This window comes from Microbacterium sp. IEGM 1404, from assembly GCF_030056775.1.
Lineage (GTDB): Bacteria > Actinomycetota > Actinomycetes > Actinomycetales > Microbacteriaceae > Microbacterium.
On the sequence record NZ_JASHKP010000004.1, the window covers coordinates 72,200 to 85,209 of the forward strand.

The 13,010-nt window shown below is 65.2% G+C and carries 10 protein-coding genes; 5 read left to right on the top strand and 5 right to left on the bottom strand.

Going from position 1 to position 13,010, the window contains the following annotated elements:
- The first annotated feature begins 227 nt into the window (after positions 1–227).
- Positions 228–1,175: a hypothetical protein gene (locus tag QM517_RS14780; protein WP_283288454.1), complete on the top strand. Its 948-nt coding sequence runs from the start codon at positions 228–230 to the stop codon at positions 1,173–1,175.
- 9 nt (positions 1,176–1,184) lie between these two features.
- Positions 1,185–1,460, top strand: a complete 276-nt coding sequence (locus QM517_RS14785) for a hypothetical protein (protein WP_283288456.1) — start codon at positions 1,185–1,187, stop codon at positions 1,458–1,460.
- A gap of 337 nt (positions 1,461–1,797) precedes the next feature.
- Here QM517_RS14785 and QM517_RS14790 read toward each other — a convergent pair whose 3' ends face one another.
- On the bottom strand, positions 1,798–4,668 hold the full coding sequence (locus QM517_RS14790) for a hypothetical protein (RefSeq protein ID WP_283288458.1): 2,871 nt from the start codon (positions 4,666–4,668) through the stop codon (positions 1,798–1,800).
- 701 nt (positions 4,669–5,369) lie between these two features.
- Here QM517_RS14790 and QM517_RS14795 point away from each other — a divergent pair.
- Positions 5,370–7,289 carry a hypothetical protein gene (locus QM517_RS14795; protein ID WP_283288460.1) on the top strand — a complete coding sequence of 640 codons (1,920 nt, stop codon included), beginning with the start codon at positions 5,370–5,372 and terminating at the stop codon, positions 7,287–7,289.
- Positions 7,290–7,486: 197 nt separating this feature from the next.
- Here QM517_RS14795 and QM517_RS14800 read toward each other — a convergent pair whose 3' ends face one another.
- The 4 genes from QM517_RS14800 to QM517_RS14815 form a co-directional block, all read right to left on the bottom strand.
- Positions 7,487–7,873, bottom strand: a complete 387-nt coding sequence (locus QM517_RS14800) for a DUF779 domain-containing protein (RefSeq protein ID WP_283288462.1) — start codon at positions 7,871–7,873, stop codon at positions 7,487–7,489.
- Positions 7,874–8,094: 221 nt separating this feature from the next.
- Complete coding sequence (gene exaC, locus QM517_RS14805) at positions 8,095–9,645, bottom strand: acetaldehyde dehydrogenase ExaC (protein WP_283288464.1); 1,551 nt, start codon at positions 9,643–9,645, stop codon at positions 8,095–8,097.
- 308 nt (positions 9,646–9,953) lie between these two features.
- Entirely contained in the window at positions 9,954–10,517 is a 564-nt protein-coding gene (locus QM517_RS14810) for a sugar O-acetyltransferase (protein ID WP_283288466.1), read from the bottom strand.
- A complete protein-coding gene (locus QM517_RS14815; protein ID WP_283288468.1) occupies positions 10,514–11,380 on the bottom strand; it encodes a helix-turn-helix domain-containing protein in 867 nt (288 codons plus the stop codon). Before QM517_RS14815 ends, QM517_RS14810 begins: the two co-directional genes overlap by 4 nt.
- Positions 11,381–11,506: 126 nt before the next feature.
- Between QM517_RS14815 and QM517_RS14820 the strand changes: the two genes are divergently transcribed.
- Both QM517_RS14820 and QM517_RS14825 read left to right on the top strand, forming a co-directional pair.
- Positions 11,507–11,926: a (R)-mandelonitrile lyase gene (locus tag QM517_RS14820; protein ID WP_283288470.1), complete on the top strand. Its 420-nt coding sequence runs from the start codon at positions 11,507–11,509 to the stop codon at positions 11,924–11,926.
- Positions 11,923–12,957 (top strand): zinc-binding dehydrogenase, encoded by a 1,035-nt coding sequence (locus QM517_RS14825; RefSeq protein WP_283288472.1) that lies wholly within the window; start codon positions 11,923–11,925, stop codon positions 12,955–12,957. The genes QM517_RS14820 and QM517_RS14825 overlap by 4 nt, the downstream gene beginning before the upstream one ends.
- Positions 12,958–13,010: the final 53 nt, after the last annotated feature.

Sequence of the window (13,010 nt, forward strand, 5' to 3'; positions counted from 1 at the left end):
TGCCGCCGCTTCGGCTCGGTTCATTCACGGGGTGAGCGCAGTGAGTCGGGCGTTCGGCGGACAGGACGACTTCGTCGGGTGAACTCGCGCCCATCTGGGCATGCAAACATGTCCACCTCTCTACGCTCGACCTGCGAGCACCACACACGCCGTGCTCAGCACGAGTAGCGATTGACCTGTGGCTGTGTCCTGGCTCGCAGGGCGATCGCGTGACGAGAGGTCATCCCATGAAGAATGCCCGCGGAACACGCCCTACGCGACACCTGCGCACGTTGGCGGTCTTCGCGGTCACGAGCTGCGTCGTCGCTTTCTCCGCATCGGCTGCGAGCGCTGACACGGTCGTAGACACGACGGATGTGGCGACCGTCGTATCGCTCGTCTCCGACGCCGCACCGGCGGGCTCTCGCCCTGTCGAAGCCGTGGAGGCCGACGGCTCGTTCGCTGCATCGACAGCGGAGACTGACACATCGATCCCGATCGATCCCACCAGCCCCGTCGAGGTGTCCACCGAAGTCGCCGGACGCACCGTAGTCGCCAAAATCGACCTACCCTCTGGCCTTGGCCTGGATGACGGCGAGATCGGGCAAGACGGCACAGTTGTTTACCCCAGCGCGGATGACGCGACGCTGGCGGTTCAGTCACTCGCGAACGGTGACACCCGTGTGCAGACCGTCATCCCCGACAGGGACTCAACCCACAAAGCGACGTTCGGTCTCGACGGATATCGAGCGGTCATCGACGACGCGGGGAACGCGGGCTTCCTTCAAGAGGGGCGCGACGGCATCTACGTGCCTGTCGCACCCGCGTGGGCAACCGACGCCGCTGGCGCCCCGGTTCGGACCTACTACGAGGTGCGAGGTGACCGCCTCGCGCAGATCGTCGTGCCATCAGCGACGACGGTTTACCCGGTCGTCGCAGACCCCACGTGGGGGTGGCGCAACGCGGCGTGGGGTCTGACACTCAGCCGCTCTGAGACGGCCAGCATCAAGGACTACGCCGCGGCGTCCAGCTTCTGTACCGCGCTGGTGAAGTCGAAGGGACTCGCCGTCGCCTGTGGTGCCTGGGCTGCCTACCTCCAGATTCAGGCAGCGACAGCGAACCGCCAGTGGCCGCGCGGATGCCTGCACATCGTCGTCGCGCCCCTGCCCGGTGCAATCTCGCACACGTACTGCTGACCGACGCTCATGACCTTCCTCCTCGAGCTCATCCGCACACCCGTGTTCATCTACGTGCTGTCGGCCATCGTCGGAATCGGACTCGGGCTCGGCTACGACGCCCGTCGTCGATTCACTGGCGCCGTCCCGATCGGCGCGGCCCTCGCCGCGGGTCTTCTCGTCGGGGCGCTGGCCCCTGAAGCATCGCTCGCGACACCGGCGCTGACGCTGGGGTTCGTTCTGACGATCTTGGTGCGAGGCGCGAGGTCGCGGCGGCTGACCGGGCACGCGGACGTCGACGGGTAGCGACAACCGGGGAGCGGGAGCGATGCGGACCTGTATCGCTCCCGCCGCCGTGCCACTGAAAATCGTGAGGACACGGGATCGACGCCCGTCGGAGCCACACGGCTGATCATTACAGTCAGCCCAGAAACCCTCGCCTAGCTTCTACATGGCGGGGGTTCTGCTTTGCCCTGGTGAGAGCAATTTTCGCGTTGCCTTCAGGGCTACTCAGGCCGGTCGTTGCGCGAGCGACGCTCCCGCCCGATCAGCGAGCACGGCGAGACGAGACGCCCCCGGGCATGGAGCTTGGGCCCGTCTGGGGCCGGTCATAGGCTTTCGCATCCGGCCTTCGCTCGGTTGATTAGTCGTTCTGACCATGGAGTGATGACTCCGTCGGTGAAGCAAACTCAGCGCTCTCGCCAACGACGTCATAGGTGTTGCGGATCATCTGGCCGAGCGGTGTATCGAAATCCATCATTCGTGCGTCGTGGTCACTGTAACCCAATAGCGGCGCGATGACGTAGCTCGCATCACCGTCTTGCCATCGGACGACTTCCAAGCCCGCGTAGTCGGCGAACACGTCCGGCACGGTCACCTCAGGCCACGTGGAGACGTCAAGCGGTGACCGCGAAAGCCTCCGAACAACAACGGCGCCCGCGTCGTCGTCCGGCTCCAGCACGCACGTACCCCAGCTGCCAAAGTCGCCGCCACGCCACGGATCGGCATCCTCCCAGAATCCGACTAGCAAAGATCGATGGTGGGGCTTCTTCTCTTCGACACCAACCGATTCCAAAGCACGCATCGCCTCTCTAAGCCGTTCCCGCTCTCGGTGAATCTCTCGTTCGAGTACTTCGAGATCGGGCGCGAAGAGCACTGAGCGAAGCCCGGCGTTGTACTTCTTGCCAGCCTGGTCGATATCGTCCAAGACAGCCGCTAAGGGATGTGGGATCGACGGCTTCGAGCCAAACCGGGTAGTCGTCTTCACGATTCGTTCCCCACCGGTCAGAAAACCCTCGGCTCGGAGCTTGAGTTCTAGAAGCGGGTCACGAAGATTGAGAGCGAGTTCTGTCACGTCTTGTGTGGCCCGCACGTCTCGGGTCCGCACCTCGAAGTACGTCCAAGAGTCAGGCATCCTCTTCATGTCAACGAGATAGCGTCGGAGTCCGAGATCTAGCACTTCCCGTTCCTGGCTCGTGCTGACCGTCCCGAGCGCTTCCGCGTATCTCGCCCGCAAGTCGAGAAACGCAACTATCTCTTCGTGCTTCGGCGCTTCCGTCTTTGCCAGCTCCAGTCCTAGCGTTTCGGCCGCGAGTCGATATCGCGCATAGCGAAGTCGAGGCTGCGGCAGGGGAACCACCCGGTCGACTTGGACCCGGGATGTGAGCCCTGCGATGCTAAGCAAGGCGCGCCGCGCCTCGTCTCGAGCCTCACGCGTGGCGAACTTCGCTGTAAAGCTGACCTGTTGCTCGTCGATCGTCAGAGTCGCCCCAAGGGCCGTTTGATTATCGGCCCGCCCGATGTGGTTCGGGTCACGAAGCATATTCGCTTGATCTTCATGGTCTACAAGCCTTGATCTGCCCAACGCGATAACCGCAGCATCGAACGCGCCCACCACGGGGCGAACGAATGCGTCGAATGCTGCGGAGGCTAGACGCGGCCGCGGAGCAACGAAGAAGCGCAGCTGGATCTCGCCGAGTAGAGCCGCGTACTCGGTGTTGTCACGCACTTTACTGCGAACGAGGCGGACGTCATCTGCCTCTCGAGTCTCGATCAGGTTCTTCGCTTCGAGTTCATTCATTGTGGCCAGCCCATCGAGGGGGCGGCCTGATCGCGCCTCTGCATGACGAACTACCTCGCCAATCTCGGCATACGGAGCACCTATCGAGCCCGGCTCTATCACCTCGATCAGACCCCACAGCAGCGCTATCGCACCATCGGACAGTGTTAGCAAGGCGCCAATCGAACTGTCTAGGGGCTTAGGCTCGGCCACCCGCGCGAGGATCGCAGTCGCAGAAGGCACCCAGAGTTCGAAACTGGTGACACCGTCCACCCACGACGCCACAGCAGCGTAAGCAGCCTGAGCAACATGCTTTCGCGCGTTGTGGGCGAGTACCTTTTCCCAGATGAATACTCGGCGCCGATCGTGAAACCATACCGTGCCATCTGACCGGCGGACGAACAAGCCCGCCTCCAACAAAGTGTCGGTCAGAATCCCCCATTGCAGATCGTCGAAACCCAAGTACAGAAGAAGGAAATCGTCGCTCGGTGGGTCAACAAAGGGCGCCAATCGCGCCGCCGTTGCCTGGATGCTCTCCGGGATACTTGTCCACGAAGCGCGCATGAGCGCCTCAAATCCGTTCGGTGCGGCGATCGCGTCGAGCGATGCATTGACACCTGAAAGCCGAACGGCATCAGCAACGAAGAAGGGATAGCCGCTAGAGAGCCTGATAATTGTGTCCCACCGAGTGCGAGGCACGTGCGCTGACACGAGCCACGTTTCGATGGCAGGGCGTGCGAGCGGGAGCAGTTCGTGAGGCTCGCTGCCTCTCATAGATACCGCTCGAATGATCTGATCCCCCGAAGAATGGTGCGGCGTAACGCAGACCACTATCCGCACCTGCCCGACAACGGCGTCAATGAGTTCAGCAAGCAACCCGTGGTCCGAGGGAACCAGACGGTCCGCGTTGTCAAAACGGAGCACGATTGGTCGCCCGACAGCCCGGCTGAACTCCGCCGCTACTTCACACAACTCTTGCGCACGATCAGGAACTCGAATCGTCGCCAGTTGGTCGTCAAAACCCAGCACGCCTCCCTTGGCCACATCGCCAAGGACCTTCTTCCCGATGTCGATCACGTCCTCGCCGAGCTTTGATTCTGCAAAGGTGAGGGCGCGAGAGAGGACTGCCCGTCCGATCTCGCGGCCGGTGATCGTCTTCGCTCGCGCTCCGATCGATTTCACGACGGCCCATGCGGAATGCGCGTCGGGCGCGTCGTTCAGATATTGCGACATGCAATCCCCGATAGCGTCCGCGAGCGCCGTCTGCAACGATCCCTCAAGCGACTTGAGAACGATCGGACTCGACAGAAGCGGATCGCCCGGCCATGTAGTCAGACTTGAAAGGAAGCTCGACTTGCCGATACCCGAATCGCCCACAACGAGCGTGAACCCCTCCACCGCAGCGACGACAGCGTCACGGTCCGCGTCACGGCCGTACAGTGGAAAGGCGCTCATCTTCACATTCTGCCGTTATGTCGGCCGGTACGCCGCGACTCGTTCGCGGGCTGGCGGCTGGCGTTCCGACGGCCGACAGTCTGGGTTGCGACAACACCCTGCCCGTCCGCTTCGGAGCCGCTAACTTCGGCCCCTTGCTCCGGACAAACGTCAGGGCAGTCGGCGAGACAGCAGCCGCAAATGGAATGCGCGGCGGAACCAGCGTCCGCCTCGTTGACACAGGCACACCTGCTGCACGAGCAAACCGTCCCACGCGAAGGCAGGCCCGTCTCGATAGGACGGTCGTCGTCGACCTCCGACGCAAGGACGACGTCGTACTCGACACCCCCGAGCACCACCACTCGGCCTGAATCCTGGTCTTGATAGCTCGCCAGAACACCGCCGATCGCGGTGCCCGGCGACGGTCGGTTCAGATGGCGCGGTCGTGGCGGGTCGCATTCAACGAGCGTGCCGCTCCTCGTTCTCAACCGCGCGAGCGATGAGGTCGTAGCGAACTGCGCGCGGATCTCTCCCGCGCTCACCCCTGTACACATGATTTTGGGCGTCTGATGTTGCGCCCGCGACCGCCGCGAGCTAGGGTTGCGTAGCTTTAAGCAATCAGCTGCCCCTATTTCGAAGGATCAGCCGCTGGTTGAAAACCCCTGGTACGCCAGGGGTTTTCTCTTTGACTTGCCACCGCAGCGTCTCGCTACAGTGGGTTGATGTCCCTCTCTCGTGCGATTTCTACCGTTGGTGCTCCCGCTGGAGCCGGCATGGAGCGCGCGATCTTCGTTTGCGATGCCCTGCAAGCTTGCGCCGACTCTCGCACCTACTTTCAGCTGGCCGCAAGCTCACGGTTGGTCCCACCGGCGGCACTGAGCGAAGTCATCGAAGCTGTCGAAGCCTACCGAAGCGAACCGAACATGGCGATAAAAGCTGTGGTCCCGGCGCTTAAGCGGGCGGAGCGGGCGATGAATCGCAGCTATGCAAAAGTCATCCGGAGTAACGACCCTCAGGTTGCCAACTACTTGTCCGTCGCTCAGGATGCCATCAGTCGAGAGCACAACAACGGAGTGCTGTCCGCACATCTAGCCACACACCACTCCTCCATCTCGCAAGCTGCTGCCGCTGCCGCGAATAGCTACAACGCCAATTTCGCCTACATTTCAGAGATTTCTTCAATGCTCGCCGACTTGCTGGAGAGCTCGGAGAAGTTTACCCCGGGCAGCAAGACGCAAGCAATCAACCTCGTTCGAGAACTAGTCGCTGCAGTCGCCAATCAAGGCAGAACGCCTGAGCTTTTCGCTAGTTCTGTTTGCGAACTTATTCGGAGCCAGTCGAATGCCACGAATGCAGCGGCGGCTTTCCTGGAGTTCATGTCCAACCCCACGAGACCGTTCCAGGTTGCTGTCGTTATCGATGGAACTGTGCGCACCATCGGACTAGACCAAAACCTGTTCCGACGCATTGATCCCAGTCAGTCCATCAACTGGTCGACGCCACCCGTCGGTGCCAGGTGGCCTACAGCGGATATGGACTTGGTCCGCTTCACTCTTCATCACTGGGGCCTCAAGTTCTCCAACTCAGCGACTGAAAAGCACGACGTCCTCGCCCAGGTTCTGATCACGAGCGTGGATGCCTGGGATGTGGAGCAGGCACGCCATGTCGCACTGGACAGGGCCGAAGAAGTTGTCGACAAGATCAATGCAGAGCATCGCACCAGCCACTTTGGGGTCAAGAGGAAGGTGATGGTCTGGCAAGAGGGCGACAGAGTCGCGCGCGAGATATTTCCGAAAGGTCGAACGCAACCTACAACAAGGCAGATGCGCCTCGTTGGCGCCCCCAGCGTCGACAGATCACTCCGCTTTGCTTCCCGGGCCGCGGGCGAACGCGCAGGATCGATGCAAGTCTTCTTTGCGTGGATTGCATTGGAATACCTGGGTCGCGGCGGCATCAAGAGCCCGCAGAATCTGGTGGCGGAGTACGCCCCCTACGCGGTTTCCCTGGTCGAAGTTCGCCACATGCTGACACTGGTCTGGGTGCAGGTCACTGCGCATAAAGACCCTGCGAGCTTCCCTGCCGAAGTGCGTCAAGCCATCAAACGCGGCGTGGGGCCGCTAAAAAAGGGGGACAAGCCACAAGAGTTTGATATGAGAAAGCTCCTTGCGCTCATCATCGCGGACGGTGTGCATACCGATCATTTGCAATCAGCCTCTGGCCTTACTCCTTCACAAGCGGGGGCTGCGATTCAGGCATGGGTTGGCATTCAAGGCGAGCTGGGGGCTTACTCCGTCCACCAGATCAAGCAAATACGGGACACTTTGCGAGACAACACTCGCTTTCAGCAGCATCTCGAAGAGGTTCGACTGGACGCTGACGAAATCCTGCAGCGGATGAGGTTCGTTAGGAACCAGACTGCGCATAACGCCGGGGTGGGTAGCACCGAGCATCTCCCGCTCTCGGACGCAGCGCTGAAGGTTCTCGACGCCGTGTTCGAGGTGCTCCCACAGTGGAAGAGAGCGCCGCACCAAGCGCTCAAAGATATCTCACTGCGCTGGAAGACTGTTCGTACCACCGTGACAAGTCGCGGAATCGCGCGGCAGCAGCCGCCCTTCGACCCGGCCACGCTACTCAAGCCATAACTCGGCTGAGGACGACATTGAGTAGAGTTCCAGCGCCGGTCTCGGGCCGGGAACTCGGTTGAAACCTTCGAGAATCAGCCATCACCAACGAGGGCGACTTCTGCGGAATCTCGCGGCATACGAGCACTCGTGAGCACTCGAAGGCCCGGCGCATACAACTGAAAATCGTGAGGCCGCGGGTCGTGACCTAGCTCTACCTACACCCCAACCCCGAACGCCACAGCCTCCTCCTCGGTCAGCATCCGCGACCGGATCAGGAACCGCATCCCCGTCGGCCCCTCGACCGAGAACCCGGCACCGCGGCCCGGCACGACGTCGATCGTGAGGTGCGTGAACTTCCAGTACTCGAACTGCGACTCCGACATGTAGACGTCGATCGGGTCGTCGAGACCGACGTCGATGCTGCCGAGGTGCACGTCGCTGGGGCCGGTGAGGAACATCCCCACCGGGTAACACATGGGGGAGCTGCCGTCGCAGCAACCGCCCGACTGGTGGAACATCAGCGGGCCGTGCTTCGCCGTCAGGTCGCGCAGCAGCGCGGCCGCGGCATCCGTCACGTCCACGCGGGAGAGCTGTGTCGTCATGTCCCACTCCTTTCGATTCATGTCCCAAGAGTTGTCGATATGGCGGCCCCGAAACCGCAACAAGTGGGACGCACCTGCCCGGGGAACCGCAACAAGTGGGACGAGGTCCCGGCGACCCCACAGCGCCACCGAGCAAAAGGGTGTGACCCCCGGGGGGCATCCCGGGGGCCACTGAGCGTCGGCGACCCGCCGCCCCGACGCTCCGTCCGCAGAGCGCCGGCTTAGAAGAAGCCCATCGCCCCTTCGGCGTACGACACCAGCAGGTTCTTCGTCTGCTGGTAGTGGTCGAGCATCTTGAGGTGGTTCTCGCGGCCGATGCCCGACTGCTTGTACCCGCCGAACGCGGCGTGCGCCGGGTACTGGTGGTAGGTGTTGGTCCAGACGCGTCCGGCCTCGATGGCCCGGCCGGCGCGGTAGGCGGTGTCGCCGCTGCGGCTCCACACACCGGCGCCGAGGCCGTAGAGGGTGTCGTTCGCGATCGAGATCGCGTCGTCGAAGGTGTCGAACGACGTGACCGAGAGCACCGGGCCGAAGATCTCCTCCTGGAAGATCCGCATGTCGTTCGTGCCCTCGAAGACGGTCGGTGCGACGTAGTAGCCGCCCGACAGCTCGCCGCCGAGGTCGACCCGCTCGCCACCGGTGAGCAGCTTCGCGCCGCCGGCCTTGCCGATCTCGATGTACGACAGGATCTTCTCGAGCTGGTCGTTCGAGGCCTGCGCGCCGATCATCGTCTCGGGGTCGAGCGGGTTGCCCTGCTTCACCTTGCCGACGCGCGCGAGGCCGTCGCCGAGGAACTGGTCGTAGATCGACCGCTGGATCAGCGCCCGCGACGGGCACGTGCACACTTCACCCTGGTTCAGAGCGAAGAGCGTGAAGCCCTCGAGCGCCTTGTCGTAGTAGGCGTCGTCGGTCGCGCGAGCCACGTCCTCGAAGAAGACGTTCGGGCTCTTGCCCCCGAGCTCCAGCGTCACCGGGATGAGGTTCTGCGACGCGTACTGCATGATCAGGCGGCCCGTGGTGGTCTCACCCGTGAAGGCGACCTTGCGGACCCGCTTGTGCTGCGCCAGCGGCGCGCCCGCCTCGATGCCGAAACCGTTGACGATGTTCACGACACCGGCCGGCAGCAGGTCGCCGATGATGTCGAACAGGAACAGCAGGGATGCCGGGGTCTGCTCGGCCGGCTTGATCACGACGCAGTTGCCCGCGGCGAGCGCCGGGGCGAGCTTCCACGCGGCCATGAGGATCGGGAAATTCCACGGGATGATCTGCGCCACCACACCGAGCGGCTCGTTGAAGTGGTACGCGACGGTGTTCTCGTCGAGCTGGCTGAGCGACCCCTCCTGGGCCCGCAGCACACCCGCGAAGTAGCGGAAGTGGTCGACGGTCAGGGGAATGTCGGCGGCGAGCGTCTCGCGCACCGGCTTGCCGTTCTCCCACGTCTCGGCGACGGCGATCATCTCGAGGTTCTGCTCGATGCGGTCGGCGATCTTGTTCAGGATGACGCTGCGCTCGGCGGGCGTGGTCTTCTTCCAGGATGCGAACGCCTTCCAGGCGGCATCCACTGCTCGGTCGATGTCGGCCGCGTCGCCGCGGGCGACCTCGCAGAACGGCTTGCCGGTGACGGGGGTGATGTCTTCGAAGTACTCGCCGCTGTGCGGCTCGACCCACTCCCCGCCGATGTAGTGCCCGTAGCGCTCGCGATACTGGGCGACGGCCCCGCGCGAACCGGGGGCGGCGTAGACGCTGGAAACGCCTTCTTCGACGATGGTCATGCGTGTCTCCTTCGACGGTCATGAGACGCCGCGACGGCTTCGGGCGGCGATGCGCCGAACGTACGCCGGGGGAGGTTGCATCCGGTTGCACGGGGGTCGGCCGGGACCGCGACCGCGAAAGCACACGATCCGTGCGAACGCACACGTCGCGGCCGCCCACAGCGTGTGACCTCGCACGGATCGTGTGCTCTCGGCGCCGCGCGACCGCGCACGCCCCGCGCACGCACGCACCACACGCGCGCACCCCGCCCCACGCACGCGCCGGCGCCGCACCGCGCCAGCCCCGCCCGCGCTGCGTACGCCGGATCCTAGATGCCGCGCACCACCCGCGCGGGCGACCCCACCGCGATCGTGGCCGCCGGGACGTCTCGCGTGACCACCGACCCGGCGCCGACGACCGCGTCGTCGCCGATCGTGACTCCGGGCAGGACCGTGACGTTCGCCCCGAGCCACACGTTGCGTCCGAGGACCACCGGCGCGGGCAGCAGATCCGCGCGGCGAGCGGGGTCGATGCCGTGCTGCAGGGTCGCGATCACCACGTTGTGGCCGATCAGGCAGTCGTCGCCGATCGTGATGCCGCCCTGGTCTTGGAAGCGGCATCCCGAATTGATGAACACCCGCTCGCCCAGCCGGATGTTGCGACCGAAATCGCTGGTGAAGGGCGGGAAGAGCGTGACGGACTCGTCGATCTCACGCCCCGTCAGCCGCGCGAGGAGCGCACGAACGTCGTCGGGCTCGCGGTACGCGGAGTTCAGCTCGGCGGCGATCCGCAGGGCCTCCTGACTCGTGGCGTGCATGACCTCGTGGAGGGGTGATCCGCCGGCGATCGTGTCACCGCGGTCGAGGGCTTCGAGAAGATCATCGACGCTCACGGGCGAGCCGCCTCGCTGAGCGACCAGCTGGCGAGCATCTGCAGGCGCTCGGCCGACGGCGACCCGGGTTCGGCGGTGTAGACCAGCAGCGCCATCCCGTCTTCGGCGGTGACGGCGAGTTCCTCGTACGCGAGAGTGAGCTCGCCGACCACCGGGTGATGGAACCGCTTGGTCCCGGTCCCATGGGTGCGTACGTCATGCGCCGACCAGAGGCGGGCGAAGGTCTCGCTGCGGGTCGTGAGCTCGCCGACGAGGTCCTGCATCGTGCGGTCGTGGGGGTCGCGCCCGGCTTCGACCCGCATGATCCCGACGCACATCTGCGCGAACAGCTCCCAATCGGGATAGAAGTCGCGCGCCGCCGGGTCGAGGAACTGGAATCGCGCCAGATTCGGCGCCCGCCCGCCGGCACCGATGACGGGGGAGTAGAACGCCGCTCCGAGGGCGTTCGTGGCGACGAGGTTCTGGTGGCGGTCGCGGACGAACGCCGGCCCGCCGGTGATGGCATCCAGGGTCCTCTGCAGACCCGGACGCGCGGACACAGTGGCGCTCGACCGTCGCCGAGGTCGCCCGGAGGTCGGGATGCCATCGGCCGCCCGTGCGAGATCGAGGAGGTGCATCCGCTCGGTCTCGTCGAGCAGCAGGGCGCGGGAGAGCGACTCGAGCACCGCGGCGGAGGCACCGGCGATCTGTCCGCGCTCGAGCTTGGCGTAGTACTCGACGCTCACGTCGGCGAGCATCGCGACCTCCGCGCGCCGCAGACCCGGAACGCGCCGATTGGTGCCCGCCGGCAGTCCCACCTGCTCGGGGGCGACGCGCGCGCGGCGGGTCGTGAGGAACTCCCGCACCTCGGCCTTGTTGTCCATGGCGTCCACGGTAGGACCGTCGCGCGGAGGAAGGGATGCCCTGGCGGTACACCTTCCGTCAGGGCCTCCCGCGGGGGCCGTCTGCGGAGTGTGCTGGGCGTACCGCCCTGACGAACGGAGCACACCATGCGTATCCTCCCCATCCCACCGACCGTCAAGAACCCGCCCGAATGGTTCACCGGCGACGTCTGGCTCGACCCGGTCGTCTCACCGCAGCACGACGGTCAGCGTCTCCACGCCGGCCTCGTGCGGTTCGCCCCCGGCGCGCGAACGGCGTGGCATTCGCATCCGCTCGGCCAGACCCTGCGGGTGGTCGAGGGCACGGCGCGGGTGCAGGCGCGCGGCGGCGACATCGTCGAGGTGCGCGCGGGCGAGACGGTCTCGTGCCCGCCCGGCGAAGAGCACTGGCACGGTGCCGCACCCGACAGCTTCATGACGCACCTGGCCCTGTGGGAGACCCCCGAGGGCGCGGAGAGCGCGACGTGGGGTTCCCACGTCACCGACGACGAGTACAACGCCCCCATCACCGAGGAGAGCAACCGATGAGAGCCACACTGATGTACGGCGCGGGCGACGTCCGCGTCGAAGAGGTCGCCGACCCCACCATCGAGGAACCCACGGATGCCGTCATCCGGGTGACGTACGCCTGCGTGTGCGGGTCCGACCTGCACCCGTACCACTCCCTCGAGCACACCCCCGAGGGGCGCCGGATGGGTCACGAGGCCATCGGCGTCGTCGAGAAGATCGGTGAGGACGTCCGCACCCTCGCGGTCGGCGACACCGTGATCGTGCCCTTCGCCTGGTCGGACAACACGTGCGTGTTCTGCCGCGACGGCATCACCACGTCGTGCGTGCACGGCGGCTTCTTCGACGGCGCCCGGTCGGCGACCCAGGCCGAGCGCCTGCGGGTCCCGCAGGCCGACGGCACCGCGGTCGTCGTCCCGGCCGGCACCGACGAGGCGCTCATGCCTTCGCTGCTGACGCTGTCGGACGTGTACCTGACCGGACACCACGCCGCCCACAGGGGCGGCGTCGCGCCGGGGAAGACCGTCGTCGTCATCGGGGACGGCGCCGTCGGTCTGTCCGCGGTCCTCGCCTCGCGTCAGCTGGGTGCCGAGAAGATCATCCTCATGGGGCGCCACGAGGCGCGAACGAACCTGGGTCGCGACTTCGGCGCGACGCACGTGGTCGCCGAGCGGGGCGACGAGGGCGTGACACGCGTGCTCGACCTCACCGGCGGCGAGGGCGCGCACGTGGTGCTGGAAGCCGTCGGACACATGCCCGCCTACGAGCAGGCGTACCGGATCGTCCGCCCCGGCGGAGTCATCTCGCGCGTCGGCGTCCCCCAGTACGAGGACGCACCCGTCGGCTTCACCTCGCTGTTCGGCAAGAACGCCACCCTGACCGGCGGACCCGCGACCATCCGGGCGTACATCGAGGCGGCGCTGCCCCAGGTGCTCGACGGCAGCATCGACCCCGGCCGCGTCTTCGAACGCGAACTGCCGCTGTCCGAGATCGCGGAGGCGTACCGCCTCATGGACAGCCGCGAGGCACTGAAGGTGCTGATCCGGCCCTGACGCCCTTCACGGACGAGGGATGCCGCGACCCCGGGGCCGCGGCGTCCATCGGC

Coding starts and splice junctions, on each gene's coding strand:
- exaC (WP_283288464.1), bottom strand. CDS start 9,645: ATGACCATCGTCGAAGAAGGCGTTTCCAGCGTCTACGCCGCCCCCGGT.
- QM517_RS14785 (WP_283288456.1), top strand. CDS start 1,185: ATGACCTTCCTCCTCGAGCTCATCCGCACACCCGTGTTCATCTACGTG.
- QM517_RS14795 (WP_283288460.1), top strand. CDS start 5,370: ATGTCCCTCTCTCGTGCGATTTCTACCGTTGGTGCTCCCGCTGGAGCC.
- QM517_RS14820 (WP_283288470.1), top strand. CDS start 11,507: ATGCGTATCCTCCCCATCCCACCGACCGTCAAGAACCCGCCCGAATGG.
- QM517_RS14800 (WP_283288462.1), bottom strand. CDS start 7,873: ATGACGACACAGCTCTCCCGCGTGGACGTGACGGATGCCGCGGCCGCG.
- QM517_RS14790 (WP_283288458.1), bottom strand. CDS start 4,668: ATGAGCGCCTTTCCACTGTACGGCCGTGACGCGGACCGTGACGCTGTC.
- QM517_RS14825 (WP_283288472.1), top strand. CDS start 11,923: ATGAGAGCCACACTGATGTACGGCGCGGGCGACGTCCGCGTCGAAGAG.
- QM517_RS14780 (WP_283288454.1), top strand. CDS start 228: ATGAAGAATGCCCGCGGAACACGCCCTACGCGACACCTGCGCACGTTG.
- QM517_RS14815 (WP_283288468.1), bottom strand. CDS start 11,380: ATGGACAACAAGGCCGAGGTGCGGGAGTTCCTCACGACCCGCCGCGCG.